This window comes from Zobellella endophytica (assembly GCF_003012775.1).
In the GTDB taxonomy this organism is placed as follows: domain Bacteria; phylum Pseudomonadota; class Gammaproteobacteria; order Enterobacterales; family Aeromonadaceae; genus Oceanimonas; species Oceanimonas endophytica.
The window spans coordinates 484,088-505,530 of record NZ_PXYG01000001.1; the positions used below are offsets into that span (position 1 = coordinate 484,088).

Below are 21,443 nucleotides of genomic sequence, written 5' to 3' on the forward strand. Positions count from 1 at the left end.
GGATAGCCGCATGAGCGAGGCGAATCACTGGCAGCTGATCCCGGCGGACGACTTCGTCTGCCCGGTGCCGCCCGCCGTCACCCGTTTCCAGCAGGGCTGGCAGCGGCTGTTGCGTCTGCTCGGCCTGCGCAGCCAGGATCCGGTGGACGACGGCGAGGGAGCCGAACCGCCCGATTACCAGGGCTTCGATCGCGCGCCGGCCGTTGCCGCCCTGACCGGGCACCTGGCCGACTGGATCGCGGCAGGGGAAGGCGGGGTCTGCTTTCTGCTGGATCCGCCGTTCAGCGGCACCGCCGCCATCGCCCGGGACTGGGCCGGCCGGCTGGACTGGCGCCGGCTGACGCCGCCCGACGAGGCGCAGATCCGGGCGGTGGACGTCGAAGCCTGGTGGCGGCAGCAACAGCGCCATGGCCCCTGGCTGATCGACGATCTGGCCCGTTACCTGCTGCGCACCGCCAGCGGCCTGCGTTTTGTGCGGGCGCTGCTGCCGCGCCTGCTGCACGGCGAACTGGGCCAGGGGCTGCTGGTGTGCGACAGCTGGACTTTCGCCTTTATTCAACGGGCCTGGCCGCTCAGGCCGCCCAGGGTCTACTGTTTCGCGCCCGCCGGGCCGGCGCTGCTGCGGCAGCTGGGGATCCGCGCCACGGACAAGCCGCTGAGCCGGCTGGCCGCCCGGGCCCGGGGCAACCCGGGGCTGGCCCTGGCGCTGTGGGCCTGCCGGCTCGATGAGACACAGGCGTTGCCGGAGCTGCCGGTGGAGGCGGATGACACCACCGCCTTCGTGCTGTTCTCGCTGCTGCTGCACCGGGGCCTGGGCGGAGAGGGCCTGCAGCAGGTGCTGCCGGTGGTGGCCCCGGATCAGCTCAATGTGCAACTGCTGCGGCTGGAGCAGTGCGGCATTGTCCTGCGCCAGGACGGCGGCTGGCGGCTGCGGGTTCACGCCTACCTGGCGGTGCGCGACTTTCTCGCCGCCCGGGACTACCTGCTGGATGCCTTTTAGGGAGCGGTCATGGATTCGGAACGGGTCGTCGGTTTATTCAGGAACATCACCACCCATACCCTGATCGAGGCCGCGGCCGTGGTGCTGGCGGCGATGGTGCTGGTCTGGATGAGCCAGAAGCTGCTGCCCTGGCTGGGCGGGCGGCTGCACAGCAGCCGGCGACATTATGTGCTGGCGCTGATCCCCACCATTCGCATCCTGGTGATCCTGGCCGCCGTGGCCTGGATAGTGCCGCTGTTCATCGAGCCCACGGTGCAGAACACGGTGGCCATACTGGGGGCCGCCGGCCTGGCCATCGGCTTCGCGCTCAAGGATTACGTCAGCAGCCTGCTGGCGGGCATAGTGGCGGCCTACGAGCTGCCCTACCGGCCCGGTGACTGGATCGAGGTGGATGGCAGCTACGGCGAGGTCAAGCACATCGGCATGCGGGTGGTGGAAATCGTCACCCCCGACGACACCGTGGTATTCATTCCGCACCACAAGCTGTGGACCGGCCTCATCCACAACGCCAACAACGGCGGCGCCAGCCTGATGTGCGTGGTGAACTTCTACCTGGAGCCGGATCACGACGCCCACGAGGTGCGCCGGGTACTGGAAGACGTGGCCCTGTCCAGCCCCTACCTGAAACTAACCAAGCCGGTGCTGGTGGTGCTGGACGAACAGCCCTGGGGCACCCGCTATCGCATCAAGGCCTACCCCATGGATCCGCGCCAGCAGTTCCAGTTCATCTCCGATCTCACCGCCCGGGGCAAGGCCTGCCTGCGCGACATGCCGGTACGCTTTGTCCGTTTCGTGCCGGAGCAGACGAACGGGCCGGACTCGCATTGACCCGAAGGAGACCATAATGGGACGCCGGCAAGTGCCTGATAACGAAATTCGTTACCTGTTTTTTCGCCGGATATTTCCCTTTATCACCGTTGTTTGGCCGTGCTCATCTCCGCGAAGGCGGGGATCCATGACCGTTTGCTCTGGGCTTCCGCCTGCGCGGGAGTGACCACAGAAAAATCCGAAGGCTGGTCCGCCGTCTGTTTTCCTGACGGGGCCACCAGACCCTACCGAGGAGAGCCTATGTACACGCGTTTTTTCGTCCTGCTGGCGCTGGCCGCCCTGCAACCGGCCCTGGCCGGCAGCGTACTGATTGAAAATGTCCACCTGTTCGACGGCAAGTCGGGCGAACGCTCGGCGCAGACCATGCGGGTGCTGGTGGTGGACAATGTCATCCAGGCCGTTTCCGCCGGGCCGATCACCCCGCCGGATGGGGAAGATCCCCTGCGCCTGGACGGCGGTGGCCGCACCCTGATGCCGGGGCTGATCGATGCCCACTGGCACTCGGCCCTGGTGGGACCGGGGCTGATGGATGCCCTCACCGCCGACATCGGCTACCTCAACCTGCTGGCCGGCAAGGTGGCACAAGCCACCCTGATGCGCGGTTTCACCTCGGTGCGCGACATGGGCGGCCCGGTGTTCGGCCTGCGCCGGGCCATAGAGGAGGGGCTGGTGGCGGGGCCGCGCATTTTTCCCTCCGGGGCCATGATCTCCCAGACCGGCGGACACGGCGATTTTCGCCTGCCCCATGAGGTGCCCCGGGCGATGGGGGCGCCACTGAGCCACAGCGAGCAGATGGGGGCGGCGGCCATTGCCGACGGCGTGGACGACGTGCTGCGCCGTGCCCGGGAGCAGCTGATGCTGGGTGCCACCCAGCTCAAGCTGATGGCCGGGGGCGGGGTATCCTCGGTGTACGATCCGCTGGACGTGGTCCAGTACAGCCCCGAGGAGATCCGCGCCGCCGTGGGCGCCGCCGAGAACTGGGGCACCTACGTCACGGTGCACGCCTACACCTCCCGGGCGGTGCGCATGGCGGTGGAGGCCGGGGTGAAGTGCGTGGAGCATGCCCAGCTTATCGACGAGGACACCGCCCGGCTGATGGCGGCGCAGGGGGTGTGGTGGAGCCTGCAGCCCTTCCTGGACGATGATCGCGCCAATCCCCAGCAGGGGGCGGCGCGGCTCAAGCAGCTGATGGTGTCCCGCGGCACCGAGCGGGCCTACCAGTTGGCTAAAAAACACGGCATCCGGGTGGCCTTCGGTACCGATATCCTGTTCAGCGGCGGCATGGGTAGCAACCAAACCCCCAGCCTGACGGCCCTGACCCGCTGGTATGAGCCCGGCGAGATCCTCAAGATGGCCACCGGCGACAACGGCGAGCTGCTGGCCCTGTCCGGCCCGCGCTATCCCTATGTCGGCCCCTTGGGTGTGATAGAGGAGGGCGCCCTGGCGGATCTGCTGCTGGTGGACGGCGATCCCAGCGCGGATCTGGGCCTGCTGGAGCGCCCCGAGACCGGCCTGCTGCTGATCATGAAGAACGGCCAAATCCACAAGAACCTGTTGCCACCGCCAGGAGCGGCTCGGTGATCATCCGGCCCTTCGACCCCGCTACCGATCTGCCCGGGCTGCGGGCCTGCGTGCGCGAATTGCAGGAGGTGGAGCGGGCGCTGGTTGCGCATCGGGGGGCTGGCCGCTAACTGCCCGGCCCTGGCTATCTACCGCGCTGCCGGTTTCAAGGCGCATCTGGTGGCGCTGGAAAAAGACCTGGACGATAGTTCGGATTTCACAACTGTTTGACTGTTGTCATTGCGAAGGTGGAGAAGCATGGCCGTTTTCACTGGACTCCCGACTTCGCGAGTGACAAGGAAGACAGCAGGAGTGATGGCAGAGCACGCCGAAGGTTTGTTATCCGTCTGTCGTTCCTGAGGGGAAGACGCAGCCCAAAGAGGAGAACAGGATGGACATCATCATCAGGCCCATGACCCGGGCGGATCTGGACGGTGCCGCCCGGGTGCACCAGATGGCCTTTCCCCGCCAGCGCCGGTCCCGCTTGTGGCTGGAGTGCAACCTGAACGGCTTCCCGCGCATGCTGCCCTATGTGGCGGTGGCAGATTTCTGCCTGGGCTATGTGCTCTGGGTACAGAAAAGCGGTTTCCGCCCCGAAGCGGTGTTGGAGCTCGATCAACTGGCGGTGTTGCCCGAGGCCCGGAGCCGGGGCATCGGTCGGCGGCTGCTCGAGGAATCCCTGGCCGGGGTCAGGCTGGTGCTGGCGGAGCAGCAGTCGGTGCTCAAGTCGGTGCTGGTGAGCACCCGGGCCGACAACGACGCCCAGCGGCTCTACCAGGCGGCGCTGGGGGCCCGGGTCGAGGCGGTGATAAGCGGTCTCTACTCCGCCGACGAGGTACTGATGGTGGCGCGCACCCCCTGAGGTCGGGCTCGCCGCCCTGCTCCCGCTCGGCTCAGCCGGCGTCGACTAAACTTCTCCTATTGGCGTGTCCGGGGGTGGTCCGGGGCGCGGGGAGGAGAGCATGAAAGCGGGAACAGTGGCTCCGGGCAAGGGCAGAGGCAGGCGATGAACAAGCTGCTGTGGGCAGGGCTCGGTATCCTGCTGGCGCTGCCCGTCGTCGGCGGCCTGGTGCTGATCAAGGCGTTGCAATTCGGCGCCATGGGGGCGGCGGCGGCCCAGATGCAGGTGCCGCCGGAGCCGGTCAACACCGCCCAGGTACGGGAGCAGGAATGGCAGTTCCGGGTGGCTGCGGTCGGCTCGGTGGTGGCGGTGCAGGGCGCGGTGCTGCGCACCGAGGCGGAAGGGCAGGTGCGGGAGATCCGCTTCGAAGCCGGGGCCATGGTCAAGGCCGGCGACGAACTGGTGCTACTGGATGCGGAGGTGGAGCGGGCCCAGCGGCGCGAGGCCGAATCCGCCGCCGCCCTGGCGCGACTGTCGTACCGGCGAGCCCGGGAGCTGGCCCGCAGCCGCAACATCTCCCGGGGCGAGCTCGATGCCGCCGCCGCCAACCTGCAGCAGGCCAACGCCCGGCTCGCGCTGAGCGAGGCCCTGATCGACAGGAAAACCCTGCGCGCGCCCTTCGACGGACGGCTCGGTATCCGCCGTATCAGCATCGGCCAGTTTCTCGACAAAGGCAGCCCGGTGGTGTCGCTGCAGTCCCTCGACCCCGTCTATGTCGAATTTTCCCTGCCCCAGCAGCGGTTGTCCGTGTTGGCGACGGCGCTGCCGGTGCTGGTGTCGTCCGACGCTTACCCAGGCCGGTCGTTCGCGGGGCGGGTGTCTGCCTTCAACCCGGATGTGGACGCCCAGACCCGCAGCGTGCGGGTGCAGGCGACCCTGGCCAACCCCGGCGGCCAGCTGCGCCCGGGCATGTTCGTCTCGGTGGAGATGGTGCTCGAACGCACCGAGCGGGTACTGTTGATCCCGGCCACCGCGGTGCAGTACGGCCCCTACGGCGAGGCGGTGTTCGTGCTTGAAGAAGAAGCCGGCGAGGAGGATGACGAGCCGTCGCTGCGGGTCCGGCAACAGCCGGTGCGACTCGGCGAGCACCGGGGCGACTTCGTGGTGGTGACCGAGGGCCTGGCGGCGGGGGAACGGGTGGTATCGACCGGGGTGTTCAAGCTGCGTACCGGCATGGCGGTGGTGGTCGACAACCGGCTGGCCCCCGAGTTCCGGCTCGATCCCGACCCCGGCAACAGCTGAGCGCGCCGCCATGAAGTCCTTCACCGATCTGTTCATCCATCGTCCGGTGTTGGCACTGGTGGTCAGCATCGTGATCATCATCGCCGGGCTGCAGGCCTGGTGGTCGCTCAGCGTGCGCCAGTATCCCCAGAGCGAGAACGCCTCCGTTATCGTCGCCACCCCCTATGTGGGTGCCAGCGCCGAGGTGGTGCGCGGCTTCGTCACCACCGCCATCGAAGGGGCCATCGCCTCCGCCGATGGCATCGACTACGTGGAGTCGAAGAGCCTGCTCGGGCTGTCGCTGGTCACCGCCCGGCTCAAGCTCAACTACGAGCCGACCCGGGCGCTGGCGGACATCACCGCCAAGGTCAACCAGGTACGCAACGAGCTGCCGGCGGAGGCGGAGCTGCCTTCCATCAGCGTGCAGTCGGCGGACTCGGAGTTCGCCGCCGCCTACCTGAGCTTTTCCTCGTCCAGCCTGTCCCAGAGCGACATCACCGACTACCTGGTGCGGGTGGTGCAGCCCCGGCTGGCGGCCTTGGCGGGGGTGCAGCGGGCCGAGATCTTCGGCGCCCGCACCTTCGCCATGCGGGTCTGGCTCAAGCCGGAGCGGATGGCGGCGCTCAACGTCAGCCCGGCCCAGGTGCGCGCCGCCCTGGCGGCCAACAACTTCATCTCGGCGGTGGGCAGCACCAAGGGCGCCTATGTGCAGGTCTACCTCACCGCCAACACCGATCTGCACCGGGTGGAGGAGTTCCGCCAGCTGGTGATCCGCCGGGAGAACGACACCATAGTGCGGCTGCGGGATCTGGCCGAGGTGGAGCTGGGCGCCGAGGACTACGACACCGAGGTCAGCTTCAACGGCGAGACGGCGGTGTTCATGGGCATCTTTCCCCTGCCCAATACCAACACCATCGAGGTGATCCAGGGGGTACGGGTCGATCTGGCGGCGCTTGAGCCGGACCTGCCGGCGGGGCTGGAGGCGCGGCTGGCCTACGATGCCTCGGAATACATCAGCAGTGCCATCCGTGAGGTGGTGAGCACCCTGACCGACACCCTCACCATAGTGGTGATCGTCATCTTCCTGTTCCTGGGCTCGGTGCGCTCGGTGCTGGTGCCGGTGGTGGCCATTCCGGTGTCGCTGATCGGCGCCATTTTCCTGATGCAGGCGTTCGGCTTCACCCTCAACCTGCTCACCCTACTGGCCATCGTGCTGTCGGTGGGCCTGGTGGTGGACGACGCCATCGTGGTGGTGGAGAACGTCGAACGCCACCTGCGCGAGGGGCGCACCCCGCAGGAAGCGGCCCTGGTGGGAGCGCGGGAGCTGATTGGTCCTATTATCGCCATGACCATCACCCTGGCGGCGGTCTACACCCCCATCGGCCTGCAGGGGGGGCTGACCGGCGCCCTGTTCCGCGAGTTTGCGCTCACCCTGGCCGGCGCCGTCGCCATTTCCGGCATCGTCGCCCTGACCCTGTCGCCGATGATGAGCGCCCGGCTGCTGCGCAGCGCCGAGCGGGAAGAGCGCGGCTTCACCGGCTGGGTCAACCACCGTTTTGACCGGCTGCGCCGGCGCTACGGCCGGGGGCTCGGCCGGCTGCTGGACCGGCGGCCGGCGGTGTATGCCCTGTGGGCGCTGCTCAGCCTGGCGGTGGTGCCCATGTACCTGTTTTCGCCCAAGGAGCTGGCGCCGCTCGAGGATCAGGGCTTCATGTTCGCCATCATCAACAACGCCGCCAACGCCTCGGCGGATCAGAAAACCCATTTCGGCCGGGCGGCGGAGCAGGTGTTCCTGAACGCGCCGGAGCGGGAACTGACCTTCCAGATCCTGCTGTCGCCCTCGGATCCCTTCGCCGCCGCCCTGGGTGTGGGCGGCTTCGGCGGCATGGTGGTCAGGCCCTGGGAGCAGCGGAAGCGGGCCATCTCCGACATCGTGCCCGAGATGCAGGCCGGGCTCTCGGCCATTCCCGGCCTGCAGATCTTCGCCAGCCAGCCGCCGGCCCTGCCCGGGGGCAGCAACTTCCCGGTGGAGTTCATCATCGCCTCCACCGCCGAGCCGGGGCAGATGCTGGCCTATGCCGAGCGGCTGCAGCAGGCGGCGATGGCGAGCGGCCTGTTCTACTTTCCGCCCGAGATCGATCTCAAGATTGACCAGCCGCAGGCGGAAATCGTGCTCGATCACCAGAAGCTGGCGGCCCTGGGGCTGACCCACCAGCAGGTGGGCGCCGATCTGGGGGCCGCCCTGGGGGGCAACTACGTCAACCGTTTCAACATCCAGGGCCGGGCCTACAAGGTGATCCCCCAGCTGGTGCGGGCCGAGCGGCTCAACCCGGAGCAGTTGCAGGATATTTACCTCGGCGCGCCGGACGGCGCCCTGGTACCGCTCAGCGCCATCGCCACCCTGCGCCACGACACGGTGCCGCGCTCCCTCAACCGTTTCCAGCAGCTCAACGCCATCAAGCTGTCGGGCCTGACCGCCCGGCTGGACGAGGGCCTGCGGGTGCTGGAGCAGGCGGCGCGGGACATACTGCCGGCGGACTACAGCGTCAACTACACCGGCGAGTCGCGCCAGCTGCGCACCGAGGGCGGCAAGTTCCTGCCCGCCCTGGGGCTGGCCATCCTGATGATCTTCCTGGTGCTGGCGGTGCAGTTCAATTCCTTCCGCGATCCCCTGGTCATCCTGCTGGGCTCGGTGCCCCTGGCCATGTTCGGCGCCCTGATCTTCACCCTGCTGAAGATGCCCAACCCGGACCTGCCCTACTGGACCGATGGCTGGACCACCACCATGAACATCTACGCCCAGGTGGGGCTGGTGACCCTGGTGGGGCTTATCGCCAAGAACGGCATCCTGATCGTGGAGTTCGCCAACAAGCTGCAGGAGCGGGGGCACGCCAAGCGGGCGGCTATCGAGGAGGCGGCCATGACCCGGCTGCGCCCGGTGCTGATGACCTCGGTGGCCACGGTGGCGGGGCACTTCCCGCTGATCCTGGTGGACGGCCCGGGGGCGGCGGCGCGCAACGCCATCGGCCTGGTGCTGGTGGGCGGCATGACCATCGGCACCCTCTTCACCCTGTTCGTGGTGCCCTCGCTCTATATGCTGCTGGCCCGCCAGCACGGTGGCGAGCCCCGCTAGGGTCGAATTTACGCGACCAGGTTTGGTGGTCGATTGAAATCGACCCTTACGGCAAGATCGGTGGAACCCGGTATCGCCCGTGGGACTTGTAGATCGACTTCAGTCGACCAAACTACGGCACTGTTGATGGGAGGTCCACTGAAGTGGACCCGGTAAACCAGGTGCCCTCCTATACTGAAGGGACCTATCCTCAACCGGACCCCGGGAGGCCCCATGACCCAGCCACTCCGTTTCAGCGGCGGGCGCAATATTGCACTCAAGGTACCGCCCCACCAGTTCGAGGCCACGGTGGCGTTTTACCGCGACGTGCTGGCGCTGCGCCAGGTCGACAAACAGCTGCCGTCGGTGGCCTTCGAGTTCGGTGCCTGCCAGCTGTGGATCGACAAGGTGCCCGGGCTCAGCCAGGCCGAAACCTGGCTGGAGGTGGTGACCAACGATCTCGAGGCCGCCGCCGGGCACATGCAGGCCGCCGGCATGGCGCGCCGGGACGAGATAGAGCCGCTGCCGGAAGGCTTTGCGGCGTTCTGGATCTCGAATCCGGCGCAGATTATCCATCTGATCTGTCAGGACGAAGCAACGGTGGGCTGATGCCCGCCCTGCTAAAGAGGTGGTTATGCCCCAAGCCATTTACGTCAACCTGCCGGTGGCGGATCTGTCCCGCACCATGCGCTTCTTCGAGGCGTTGGGTTTTGCGTTCAATCCCCGCTTCACCAACGAGCAGGCCGCCGCCCTGGTGATTTCCGACACCATCTTCGCCATGCTGCACACCCCGGACAGCTTCCGGCGCTTTACCCGCAAGCCGATCGCCGACGCCGCCAGCACCACCGAGGTGCTGCTGGCGCTGCAGCTGGAAAGCCGCGCCCGGGTCGACGAGCTGATGGCCAAGGTGCTGGCCGCCGGCGGCCGGGAAGCGCGGGAGCCGGAAGAGTACGACTTTATGTACGGCCGCGCCTTCGAAGACCCGGACGGCCATATCTGGGAGCTGTTCTGGATGGACGCCGCCGAAGAGGCAGAGTCGCCCTGAGGCGGTGCCTTGCCGGTGAAAAGGTCCGTTGAAACGGACCTACGACACCCCCGCCGTCTCCCGTAGGGTCGAATTTATTCGACCGAACCCGGCGCCGGAACTGTCCTTGGAGCGCGGGCGGCCCGCCCGCATGAGCCCGGCGCCGGCGGTGGGGGGGCCACTGAAGTGGACCCTGCGGCAGATCCGCCGCCTTCGCGCCGCCCTTTCCCGTTGTGCCCGGCCTTGCTACCATCCCGGCCTTGTCTCCCGCTTTTTTCCGTTTGCCGTTCGGGCTGCCCGGTGCGTCCTTCAGGCGCTATCATGGGCCCCGGACGGAACGGTATAAGGAACCCAGATGCAGCATGACGAGGGCTTGACGCCGGGGCTGATGGTGGTGCACGGCAACCACCTGGAGGAATTGCGCGAGCTGGCGGTGGCCTGGATGCGGCGCTATCCGCTGGCCCCGCTCGAAAACGAGGTGATCCTGGTGCAGAGCAACGGCATCGCCCAGTGGCTCAAGCTGGCCCTGGCCGAGCACCGCAGCGGCGGCATCGCCGCGGCGGTGCAGGTGGAGCTGCCTGCGCGCTTCTTGTGGCAGACTTACCGCGCCGTGCTCGGCAGCCACAGCATTCCGCTGCAGTCGCCGCTCGACAAGGCGCCGCTCACCTGGCGGCTGATGCGGCTGCTGCCCGATCTGCTGGCGGACCCGGTGTTCGCCCCGCTGCACCGCTTCCTGCGGGACGACGCGGACGCGCGCAAGCGCTACCAGCTGGCCGAGCGGCTGGCGGATCTGTTCGACCAGTACCAGGTGTACCGGGCCGACTGGCTGGCGGCCTGGGCCGAAGGGCGGGATGAGATCATCAATATGCGCCAGGGCGCCCAGCCCCTGGACGAGGCCGTGCGCTGGCAACCGGCCCTGTGGCGCGCCCTGCTGGCCGACGTGGGCCGGGATGAACTGGCCGGCAGCCGGGCCGGGGTGCATCCGCGCTTCGTGGCCGAGCTGCGCGAACGGGACTGTGCCCCCGCCGGGTTGCCGCGGCGGGTGATGGTGTTCGGCATCTCCTCGCTGCCGGCCCAGACCCTGGAAGCCCTGGCGGCCCTGGCGCGGTTCAGCCAGGTGCTGCTGTGCGTGCACAACCCCTGCCAGCACCACTGGGGCGACATAGTGCCGGATCAGGACCTGCTCAGGCACCAGTATCGCCGCCACCGGCGCAAGCCCGGCCAGCCTCCGGCGCTGAGCGACGACGATCTGCACCAGCACGCCCATCCGCTGCTGGCGGCCTGGGGCAAGCAGGGGCGGGACTACATCAACCTGCTCGACAGCTACGACGATCCCGACCACTACCGGGCCCGTTTCGACGCCATCGGCAGCCGCATCGATCTGTTCGGCGAGGGGCAGACCCATCACCTGCTCGGCCAGTTGCAGGACGACATCCTCAACCTGCGCCCGCTGGCGGAAACCCGTGCCCAGTGGCCGCCGCTGGCCGAAGCCGCCGCCTCCATCCGTTTCCATCTGGCCCACAGCGCCCAGCGCGAGGTGGAGATACTGCACGATCAACTGCTGGCGCATTTTGCCGCCGACGACAGCCTCAAGCCCCGGGAAATCATCGTGATGGTGCCGGACGTCAACGCCTACGCGCCCCATATCGAGGCGGTGTTCGGCCAGTACGGCCGGGACGATCCCCGCTACATTCCCTTTACCCTGGCGGATCAGGGCAGCCGCGGCACCGAGCCGCTGCTGATCGCCCTCGAACACCTGCTGCGGCTGCCGGAAAACCGGCTCACGGTGAGCGAGGTGCTGGATCTGCTGGATGTGCCGGCCCTGCGCGATGTGTTCGGCATCGAGGAGCAGGACTTGCCCACCCTGCACCGCTGGATCGAGGGTGCGGGCATCCGCTGGGGGCTGGACGCCCGCCGCCGGGCCGAGCTGGGCCTGCCCGCGGAGTTGGAGCAGAACACCTGGCGCTTCGGCCTGCGCCGCATGCTGCTCGGCTATGCGGTGGGGGCGGGGGAGGCCTGCCAGGGCATCGAGCCCTACGATGAAATCGGCGGCCTGGACGCGGCGCTGATCGGCCCCCTGGTGCGGCTGCTGGATGCCCTGGACCGGTTGCACGGGCAACTGGCGCGGCCGCTGCCGGTCGCCGATTGGGGCGCGGTGCTGCACGGCCTGCTGAGTGATTTCTTCCTGCCCCGCCAGGAGCGGGACCAGGCATTGCTGGCGGGGCTGACCGAGGCGCTGGATCAGTGGCAGGAGCTGTGCGCCGGGGTGGCGCTGACCGAGCCGCTGCCGCTCAACGTGGTGCGTGAGGCCTGGCTGGGGGCCCTGGACCAGGGCCGGCTCAGCCAGCGTTTCCTGGCCGGGGCGGTCAACTTCTGTACCCTGATGCCGATGCGCGCCATTCCCTTTCGCATGGTGTGCCTGCTCGGCATGAACGACGGCGACTACCCGCGCAGCCAGACCCCGCTCGACTTCGACCTGATGGCCGGGGACTACCGCCCCGGCGATCGCTCCCGGCGGGAAGACGACCGCTACCTGCTGCTGGAGGCGCTGCTGGCCGCCCGCGAGCAGCTCTACATCAGCTGGGTGGGGCGCAGTATCCGCGACAACAGCGAGCGGCCGGCCTCGGTACTGGTGGGCCAGCTGCGCGATCACCTGACCAACGGCTGGGCCATGGCCGACGACCGCCCCCTGCTGGCGGCGCTGACCACCGAGCACCCGCTGCAGCCGTTCAGCCGGGACTATTTCGGCACCGGCCCCCTGTTCAGCTATGCCCGGGAATGGGCCGAGCTGCACCGCCCCCGGGCCCCGGGCGAGGCCCAGGCCCTGCCGCCGCCGGTGATCGAGGAGACCCAGCCGCTGGAGCGGTTGCAGCACTTCCTGCGCGATCCGGTGGGCCATTTCTTCACCCAGCGGCTCAAGGTATACCTCGACGAGGAAGCCCCGGCCCAGCTGGATGAAGAGCCGTTCCGGCTGGACGGCCTGCAGCAGTACCAGCTGAAACAGCACCTGCTGGAACAGGCCAGCCTGGCGGCGGAGCCCCTGCCGGCCCTGGCGCAGGCCGCCCGCCGGCTGCAGGGCAACGGGGTGCTGCCCCTGGCCGGCTTCGGCGAGCGCCTGGGCCAGCAGCTGCTCGCGCCCCTGCCCGAACAGCTGCAGCGGTTCCAGGACCTGTGCCGGCGCTGGCCCGAGCGGCTGGACTCGCCGCTGCCGGTGCAACTGGCCCACGCCGGGATCGAGCTGGAGGGCTGGCTCGGCGGCCTGTACCGGGCCGGCGAGCGGCTGGCGCGCATCGAGCTGCAACCGGGCACCCTGCTGCGTAAAACCGAGCCCAAGTGGCACCGGATATTGCGCCCCTTCGTGGCCCAGGTGGCGGCGGCCGCCGCCGGCATCGAGCTGACCACCTTGCTGGTGGGGGAGGACGAAACCCTGCATTTCGCCCCCCTGGCGCGGGACGAGGCCGAGGCCATCATGCGGGGCTGGCTGGAGGCCTGGCGCGCCGGGCAGGCGGCGCCGCTGCCGGTGGCACTCAACACCGCCATGGCCTGGCTGGGCCAGCAGGACGAGGCCAAAGCCGAGGCCGCCGCCCGCCTGGCCTATGAAGGCGACGGCTACCACGGCCCGGGCGAATGTGGCCAGCATGCCGCCCTGGCGCGGCAGTTTCCCGACTTTGCCGCGCTTGGCGCCGACGGCGGCTTTGCCGCCTGGAGCCGGATGCTGTACCAACCCTTGCTGGACCACCAACCCGAACCGCTGGAGGCCGACGCATGAGCCCCTTACCCACCCGCCCGCTGGCGCTGCGCTTCGTGCTGCACGGCAGCCGCCTGATCGAGGCCAGCGCCGGCACCGGCAAAACCTTTACCATTTCCGCCCTCTATCTGCGGCTGGTGCTGGGCCACGGCGGCGACGCCGGCTTCGCCCGCGAGCTGCTGCCACCGGAGATCCTGGTGGTGACCTTTACCGACGCCGCCACCCGCGAGCTGCGCGATCGCATCCGCGCCCGGCTGGTGGAGGCGGCGGCGGTGTTCCGCGCGGAGCTGGCCGGCGATCCGCTGCTGCGGACGCTGCGCGACGACGTCTCCCCCGAGCGCTGGCCGGCCTGCGCCCGCCGGCTCGATATCGCCGCCCAGTGGATGGACGAGGCGGCGGTGTCCACCATCCACGGCTGGTGCCAGCGCATGCTGCGTGAGCACGCCTTCGACAGCGGCAGCCTCTTTACCCAGACCCTGGAAACCGATCACGGCGAACTGCTGGCCGAGGTGGTGCGCGACTACTGGCGGCGCCAGTGCTACCCGCTGGCGGGCGAGGCGCTCGACTGGGTGATGGCGCACTGGCAGGCGCCGGATGTGCTGCTGGGCGAGGTCCGTCCGCTGCTGGGCGAGCAGGATGCCGTCGGCGGCGAGCTGGACCAACTGCTGGCGCGATCGCTCAGGGAGCAGGCCGAGGCGCTGGCGGCGCTCAAGGCGCCCTGGAGCCTCTGGCTGGAAGAAATTGATGGCATATTGCAACCGGCGATAGCGGCAAAACAGGTACACGGCAAATGGTTGCAGGCCAAGCGGACCGACGGTTGGCTGGCCGCCATACGCGATTGGCTCGAGAGTGACGAGGTTGGGCTTTCGCTCAGCGAGGCGGCTATTTATCGTCTGACGCCCGAAGGAATAGCGGAAGCCTGGAAAGTCGGGGAGGCACCGTCACACCCCGCCTTTACCGCCATGCAGACGCTGCCCGGGGAGCTTGCTGCCCTTGCCGCGCCTCTCGAGGCACCCCGCCGGCACGCCGCCGCCTGGATCCGCCGCCGCTTCGACGAGGAAAAGCGCCGCCGGGCCGAAATGGGCTTCGACGACATGTTGTCCCGGCTGGACGAGGCGCTGCAGGGGGAGAACGGCGATCGCCTGGCCGAGGTGATCCGCCGCCAGTTTCCGGTGGCCCTGATCGACGAATTCCAGGACACGGATCCGCTGCAGTACCGCATTTTCGACCGCATCTACCGGCTGGAGGAAAACGACCCCGCGTGCGGCCTGTTCCTGATCGGCGACCCCAAGCAGGCGATCTACGCCTTTCGCGGCGCCGATATCCATACCTACCTGGCGGCGCGCCGGGCCACCGACGGCCGCCACGACAGCCTGGACACCAACTTCCGCTCCGCCGCCGCCATGGTCGACGCGATCAACCGGGTGTTCGAGCTGGCGGAGCGACGGGAGCGGGGGCAGGGCGCCTTCCTGTTCCGTACCGCCGGCGACAACCCGCTGCCCTTCCTGCCGGTGCGGGCCCAGGGCCGCCAGGAGTGCTGGCAGCTCGACGGCGAGCCCGGGCCGGCGCTGACCTGCTGGCAACTGGAGCAGGACGAGCCGCTGTCGGGCACCGCCTACCGTGGCGAGATGGCGGCCCGGGCGGCGAGCGAGATTACCCGCCTGCTGAGCCTGGGCCGGGAGGGACGCGCCGGTTTTGCCGGGGAGGAGGTCTTCACCCCGCTGCGGCCGAGCGACATCGCCGTGCTGGTGCGGGATTTCAAGGAAGCCGAGGCCATTCGCGGCGAGCTGGCCACCCGGGGCGTGCGCAGCGTCTACCTGTCCGACAAGGATTCCATCTTCGACAGCCGGGAGGCGCGGGATCTGCTGCTGTGGCTGCGCGCCTGCGCCGAGCCGGAGCAGGATCGCCGGTTGCGGGCGGCCCTGGCCAGCCGCAGCCTGGGCCTGGAATTGCACGAGCTGGAGCAGCTCAACCAGGATGAACGCCACTGGGAACGACGGGTGATGCAGTTTCGCGGCTACCGGCAGCGCTGGCAGCGCCAGGGCGTGCTGCCCATGGTGCACCAGCTGCTGCACGACTTCGCCCTGCCGGGGCGGCTGATGCTCCGGGCCGACGGTGAGCGGGCCCTGACCAACCTGCTGCACCTGGCCGAGCTGATGCAGCAGGCCGCCGCCGGCCTGGACGGCGAGCAGGCGCTGATCCGCCACCTGGCGGAGCTTGTCGGCGGCCAGGGCCAGGCGGCGGACGAGCAGGTGCTGCGGCTGGAGAGCGACGCCGCCCTGGTGCGGGTGGTGACCATCCACAAGTCCAAGGGGCTGGAATACCCGCTGGTGTTCCTGCCCTTTATCTGTTCCTTCCGCGAGGCCGGCAAGGGGCGGCCGGTGCAGCTGCACGACGGCACCCGCCGCCGCCTGGTGCTGACCCCGGACGAGGACGAACTGGCCCTGGCCGACCGCGAACGGCTGGGGGAGGATCTGCGGCTGCTGTACGTGGCGCTGACCCGTGCCCGCCACGCCTGCTGGTTGGGGCTGGCCGACCTCAAGGTGGGCAACGCCAGGGCCTCGCGGCTGCACCGGTCGGCGCTCGGCTATCTGCTCGGGGGCGGGGCCGAGCTGCCCGCCAGCGCCGCCCTGGGCGACTGGCTGCGCCCGCTGGCGACGGCAGGCGATACGGTGGTGGTGCCGGCCCCGGCGAGCAGCGGACAGATGCTGCCGGCCGCGACCGGCGCGGCACAGGAACTGTGCTGGCGCACGCCCGGGCGCGCCGCCGCCGAGCACTGGTGGATTGCCTCCTACAGTGCCCTGCGCACCGGCGAACAGGGCGGGGCGGTACCGGCCCGGCGCTTCGAGGACGCGGCGCCGGAAAGCCCGGCGGCGGCCAAGGTGACGGACGACGAACGGGAGGCGGTGTTCGTGCCGCTGCGCCCGGGTGAAACGCCGACCCTGCACCGCTTTCCGCGCGGGCCCAACCCGGGCACCTTCCTGCACGGCCTGCTGGAGCTGGCCGGGCGCGAGGGCTTTTCCGGCGATCCGGCCGGGCTGCGCGAGCAGCTTGCCCGGCGCTGCCAGCTGCGCGGCCTCACCGAGTGGATAACCCCCCTCGGCGACTGGCTGCAGCGCCTGCTGCAGGCGCCCCTGACCGAGGACGGCGCCACCCTGGCCGGGCTGTCGGCCTGGCAGCCGGAGCTGGAGTTCTGGCTGGAGGTCAGCCGGGTGGACGTGCGCCGCATCGACGAGCTGGCGCAGGCGGCGGTGCTGCCCGGCCAGCCCCGGCCGGCGCTGTTGCCGGACCGGCTCAACGGCATGCTCAAGGGCTTTATCGACCTGGTGTTCGAACACGACGGCCGCTATTTCGTGGTGGACTACAAGTCCAACTGGCTGGGCGCCGGGGAAGACGCCTACACCCCGGAGGCGATGCAGGCCCAGGTGCTGAAACACCGCTACGATCTGCAGTACCTGCTCTACCTGCTGGCGTTGCACCGCCAGCTCCGGCTGCGCCTGCCTGACTACGACTACGACCGCCACCTGGGCGGCGCCCTCTACCTGTTCGTGCGCAGCCCCGGTGCCGTTTATCGCCACAAGCCGCCGCGCGAACTGATCGAATCCCTCGACGCCCTGTTCCGGGGCGAAGACCCGCAGGAGACCGCCGCATGACCCCGTCCGAGATGATCACCGAGCCGGCCCTGCAGCGGCGGGACGACATGCTGGCCCTGCTCGATGCCTGGGTGGCGCGGGGCTGGCTGCGGGCCCTGGACCGGGCCCTGGCCGGCTTTTTCCTCGAGCTGGATCCGGATGCCTCGCCCCTGCTGCTGCTGGCGGCGGCCCTGGCCAGCCACCAGCTCGGCCACGGTCACGTCTGCCTGGATCTGGCCGCCACCCTCGACAATCCCGACTTCGCCCTGTCGCTACCGCCGGAAGGGGAAGCGGCGGACGCCGGCCGGCTGCCCTCCCAGTTGCTGGCCGGGGTGAGCCTGGCCGCCTGGCAGGCGGCACTGGCCCCCAGCTCCCTGGTGGCCGACGCCCGGGGCGACGCCGCGACGCCGCTGGTACTCGACGGCGAGCGGCTCTACCTGCGCCGCTACTGGCGTTACGAACAGTCGGTGGCCTCGGCCCTGGCGGCGCGGCTGCGCCGGGAGCCGCCGTTGCCGGAGGCGCTGGCAGAGCGGCTGGACCGGCTCTTTCCCGAGCCGCTGGTGGTGGCGGGGGAACGGCTGGCCGACTGGCAGAAGCTGGCCTGCGCCCTGGCGGTGAGGGGCAATTTCGCGCTGATCACCGGCGGCCCCGGCACCGGCAAGACCACGACCGTGGTGCGGCTGCTGGCCCTGTTGCAGGAGTCGGCCGGCGAGCGGCCGCTGCGCATCCGGCTGGCGGCCCCCACCGGCAAGGCGGCGGCCCGGCTGACCGAGTCCATCGGCGGCCAGGTGGCGTCGCTGCCGGTGAGCGAGGCGGTGCGCGCCCAGATCCCGAGCGAGGTGACCACCCTGCACCGGCTGCTCGGCAGCCTGCCGGCCAGCCGCCATTTCCGCCACCACGCCGGCAACCCGCTGCCGCTGGACGTGCTGGTGGTGGACGAGGCCTCGATGATCGATCTGGAGATGATGGCCTGCCTGCTGGCGGCGCTGCCGCCCCATGCCCGCCTGATCCTGCTGGGCGACAAGGACCAGCTCGCCTCGGTGGAGGCCGGCGCCCTGCTCGGCGACCTGTGCCGGGACGCGGAGCGCGGTCGCTACGATCCGGCGCTGGTCGACTGGCTGGAGCAGGTCAGCGGCGAGTCCGTGCGCGATCCGGCGCTGGTGCCGGGCCACGCCGACCGGCAGCCGCTGGCCCAGCGTACCCTGATGCTGCGTTATTCCCGCCGCTTCGGCGCCGGCTCCGGCATCGGCCGCCTGGCCCGGGCGGTGAACGAGCAGGACGCGGCGACGGCCCGGGCCATACTGGCCGAGGCCGGTGAGGATCTGCACCTGCGGCGGCTGCGCGGCGAGCAGGACCCGGGATTGGACCGCCTGTTGCAGCGTGGCTGGGGCGATGCCCGGGGCTACGGCCATTACCTGGGGGTGATGACGGAGGCGCGCCCGGGCACCGACTGCCCGCCGGAGGATCCGGCCTGGGAGCGCTGGGCCGCCGCGGTGCTCGCCGCCTTCGACCAGTTCCGCCTGCTGTGCGCGGTGCGCAAGGGCCCCTGGGGGGTGGAAGGGCTCAACCTGCGCATTGCGGCGCTGTTGCACCGGCAGGGCCTGCTGGAAGGGGAGCAGGGCTGGTACGAGGGGAGGCCGGTGCTGGTGACCCGCAACGACTACAGCCTGGGGCTGATGAACGGCGATATCGGCATCGCCCTGCGCCTGCCCGACGAGCCCGGCCGCCCGGTGCTGCGGGTGGCCTTTCCCCGCAACGACGGCTCCGGCGGCCTGAAGTTCATCCTGCCCAGCCGGCTGGGCGCGGTGGAGACGGTGTTCGCCATGACGGTGCACAAGTCCCAAGGCTCTGAGTTCGCTCACACCGCCCTGATCCTGCCGGAAACCCTCAACCCGGTGCTGACCAAGGAGCTGCTCTACACCGGCATCACCCGGGCCCGCCACTGGTTCAGCCTGCTGGAAAGCCGGCCTTCGGTATTCGACGAGGCGGTGAAACGCCGGGTGGAGCGGCGCAGCGGCCTGCTGGCCGGCCTGCAGGGCGAGGCGTGAGAGCAACAGTGGTCGATGGGCGGGATGCGGATGGTCGAATTAATTCGACCCACAAATGAACGCCGGGCTGGCCGTAGGTCCATTTCAATGGACCACCCGGCCACGGCGCCGTGGTCGGTCGAATAAATTCGACCCTACAAATGGACGCCGGGTTGGCCGTAGGGTCCATTTCAATGGACCTCCCGGCCACGGTGCCGGGGTTTGGTCGAATAAATTCGACCCTACAAATGGACGCCGGGTTGGCCGTAGGTCCATTTCAATGGACCACCCGGCCACGGTGCCGGGGTTTGGTCGAATAAATTCGACCCTACAAATGGACGCCGGGTTGGCCGTAGGGCCCATTTCAATGGACCTCCCGGCCACGGTGCCGGGGTTTGGTCGAATAAATTCGACCCTACGGGACAGCTGTCGCCCCCACGAAAGCGGGGGCCATAAGGGCGCAATGGGTATGGAGCCTGTTCTCCGGGGAGCTGGCCAGAATAAAAAGGAAGGAGTGAGATGCAACTGCAACCGGCAACGTTGATGGTGCGGCCCCATGGCGACGGTTAAACGACCGGCCCCGGCTTCGCTGGCGGATCCCTTCTACTACCTGGCCAATGCCCGCACCCTGGTGGACTGGGTGCGGGATCACCACGGCGATCTGCTGCTGGACGGGGAAAAGGCGCAGCTGGGCGCCTGGCTCGGCGCCGGACACGAAGCCCGGGCGCTGCTGGTGCGCATGGTGATGCGCCAGGGCGAGCATTTTCGCCTGAGCCGGCTGCGCTACCGGGAGATTGGGGATCCGGCCCCGGTCGCAGATGAACTGCTGGCGCTGGGGCTGGTGCAGAGCCGGACGCCGATCCCGGTGCAAGAGCTGGCCGACCTGCTCACCCTGATCGAGCTGAACCGCTGTTTTGCCGGTGCCTTCGCCGAGGCCGGGCTGGCCCGCGCCGCCAAGGGCATAAAGCGGGACTGGCTGCGGGCCCGGCCCGAGTACGCCACGCCTCGGCCCTTTGACGACTGGTGGCCCGTCAGCCAAGATCGCCTGCTGAGCCTTGCCTGCATGCCCCTGTTCGAACGGCTGCGACTGATGTTCTTCGGCAACCTGCATCAGGACGGGTCCGAATTCGTGCTCACCGAGCTGGGCAACCAACGCTACGAAACCGTGGCCTTCACGCCCGAGTCCCGTGCCTTCCATCACCGCGCCGAGGTGGATCATTACCTGGCCCTGCACCATCTGCGCCGGCGACTGGAACAGGGCGAAGCGCCGGCCAGCTTACTGGAAGCCTTGCCGGCCCCGCTCGATAACGACTGGCTGGCGGCGCGTCGGGCCAAACTGATGTACCAGCTGGCCCGGGCGGCGGAAAAGGCCGGCGACGACGACACCGCCCTCCGGGCCTACCGCCACAGCGATGATCACGAGGCCCGGGTGCGCCAGGCCCGGCTGCTCGAACGCCGGGGCGACCATGGCGGTGCCTTTGCCCTGGCCCAGGCGGGGCTGGCGCAGCCCCGGGACGAGGCCGAGCTGCAAGGCCTGCAGCGGTTGTATCGCCGGCTTTACAAAAAGATGGGTGCCCCGGCGCCGACGCCCGTCACCGAGGCTGACATCCTTACCCGTACCCTGACGCTGCCGCCATCAAAAGAGCGGGTCGAACGGTTGGCGGCCGGGGCCCTGGCCGGGCCGGTGTATTACGTGGAGAACCACCTGTTCAACGGCCTGCTGGCGCTGCTGTGCTGGGAAGCCCTGTACGCGCCCCTGCCCGGGGCCTTCTTCCATCCCTTCCACGCCGGGCCGGCGGACCTGTACCGGCCCGGCTTCGCCGAGCGGCGCAGTGAACTGCTCGCCGCCTGCCTGGCCCGGCTGGAGGATGGCAGTTACCGGGCCGCCATCATGGCGCGCTACCGGCAGAAGCAGGGCATCAGTTGCCCGCTGCTGGCCTGGCCGGCGCTGTCCGAGCCCCTGCTGGAGCGGGCACTGAGTTGCATACCGCCGGCGCATCTCAGCGCCGTCTTTACCCGCCTGCTGTCGGATCTGCGCGGCCACGGCAGCGGCCTGCCGGATCTGATCCGCTTCCTGCCGGGCGGGGGCTATGAGCTGATCGAGGTCAAGGGCCCGGGGGATCGGCTGCAGGACAACCAGCGCCGCTGGCTGGCGTTTTTCCACCAACAGGGCATTGCCGCCTCGGTCTGCCAGGTGCGCTGGTTGCCTTAGCCAGCGCCCCTTTCACCTATGCTGAAAGCAGTCATTACCAGTAGGCGGCATGAACAGGATGGAACAACTGGCGCGGCTTAACGCCGGAATGGAGGACGACGGCCCGGGCTTCCCAGGCCGAACTCAGGGCGGCCCGTGAGGGCGGTGATCCCTGACCCATCAAAAATACGAAAAGTGT

General features: G+C 69.2%; 12 protein-coding genes. All 12 read left to right on the forward strand.

The window, feature by feature from the left end:
• Window positions 1-10: 10 nt before the first annotated feature.
• The 12 genes from C7H85_RS02200 to C7H85_RS02255 all read left to right on the forward strand — a co-directional run bounded on the left by C7H85_RS02200 (window position 11) and on the right by C7H85_RS02255 (window position 21,265).
• Window positions 11-1,000, forward strand: a complete 990-nt coding sequence (locus tag C7H85_RS02200; protein ID WP_106728079.1) for a hypothetical protein — start codon at window positions 11-13, stop codon at window positions 998-1,000.
• Window positions 1,001-1,009: 9 nt separating this feature from the next.
• Complete coding sequence (locus C7H85_RS02205; RefSeq protein WP_106728080.1) at window positions 1,010-1,828, forward strand: mechanosensitive ion channel family protein; 819 nt, start codon at window positions 1,010-1,012, stop codon at window positions 1,826-1,828.
• Window positions 1,829-2,068: 240 nt separating this feature from the next.
• Window positions 2,069-3,409 carry a metal-dependent hydrolase family protein gene (locus tag C7H85_RS02210; RefSeq protein WP_106728081.1) on the forward strand — a complete coding sequence of 447 codons (1,341 nt, stop codon included), beginning with the start codon at window positions 2,069-2,071 and terminating at the stop codon, window positions 3,407-3,409.
• Window positions 3,410-3,779: 370 nt separating this feature from the next.
• Window positions 3,780-4,250, forward strand: coding sequence for a GNAT family N-acetyltransferase (locus C7H85_RS02215; RefSeq protein WP_245879535.1), 471 nt, complete (start codon window positions 3,780-3,782; stop codon window positions 4,248-4,250).
• 144 nt (window positions 4,251-4,394) lie between these two features.
• A complete protein-coding gene (locus C7H85_RS02220) occupies window positions 4,395-5,531 on the forward strand; it encodes an efflux RND transporter periplasmic adaptor subunit (protein WP_106728082.1) in 1,137 nt (378 codons plus the stop codon).
• A gap of 10 nt (window positions 5,532-5,541) precedes the next feature.
• Entirely contained in the window at window positions 5,542-8,643 is a 3,102-nt protein-coding gene (locus C7H85_RS02225; RefSeq protein ID WP_106728083.1) for an efflux RND transporter permease subunit, read from the forward strand.
• A gap of 213 nt (window positions 8,644-8,856) precedes the next feature.
• Entirely contained in the window at window positions 8,857-9,231 is a 375-nt protein-coding gene (locus C7H85_RS02230; protein WP_106728084.1) for a VOC family protein, read from the forward strand.
• A 25-nt stretch (window positions 9,232-9,256) separates the two neighbouring features.
• On the forward strand, window positions 9,257-9,667 hold the full coding sequence (locus C7H85_RS02235; RefSeq protein WP_106728085.1) for a VOC family protein: 411 nt from the start codon (window positions 9,257-9,259) through the stop codon (window positions 9,665-9,667).
• Window positions 9,668-10,001: 334 nt separating this feature from the next.
• Window positions 10,002-13,415 (forward strand): exodeoxyribonuclease V subunit gamma, encoded by a 3,414-nt coding sequence (gene recC, locus C7H85_RS02240; RefSeq protein WP_106728086.1) that lies wholly within the window; start codon window positions 10,002-10,004, stop codon window positions 13,413-13,415.
• Entirely contained in the window at window positions 13,412-17,047 is a 3,636-nt protein-coding gene (recB, locus tag C7H85_RS02245; RefSeq protein WP_106728087.1) for an exodeoxyribonuclease V subunit beta, read from the forward strand. Before recC ends, recB begins: the two co-directional genes overlap by 4 nt.
• Window positions 17,044-19,074, forward strand: a complete 2,031-nt coding sequence (gene recD, locus C7H85_RS02250; protein WP_106728088.1) for an exodeoxyribonuclease V subunit alpha — start codon at window positions 17,044-17,046, stop codon at window positions 19,072-19,074. The genes recB and recD overlap by 4 nt, the downstream gene beginning before the upstream one ends.
• Window positions 19,075-19,609: 535 nt before the next feature.
• The gene (locus tag C7H85_RS02255) at window positions 19,610-21,265 is read left to right on the forward strand and encodes a VRR-NUC domain-containing protein (protein ID WP_106728089.1); all 1,656 of its coding nucleotides are present in this window, start codon (window positions 19,610-19,612) and stop codon (window positions 21,263-21,265) included.
• The last annotated feature ends 178 nt before the right edge of the window (window positions 21,266-21,443 follow it).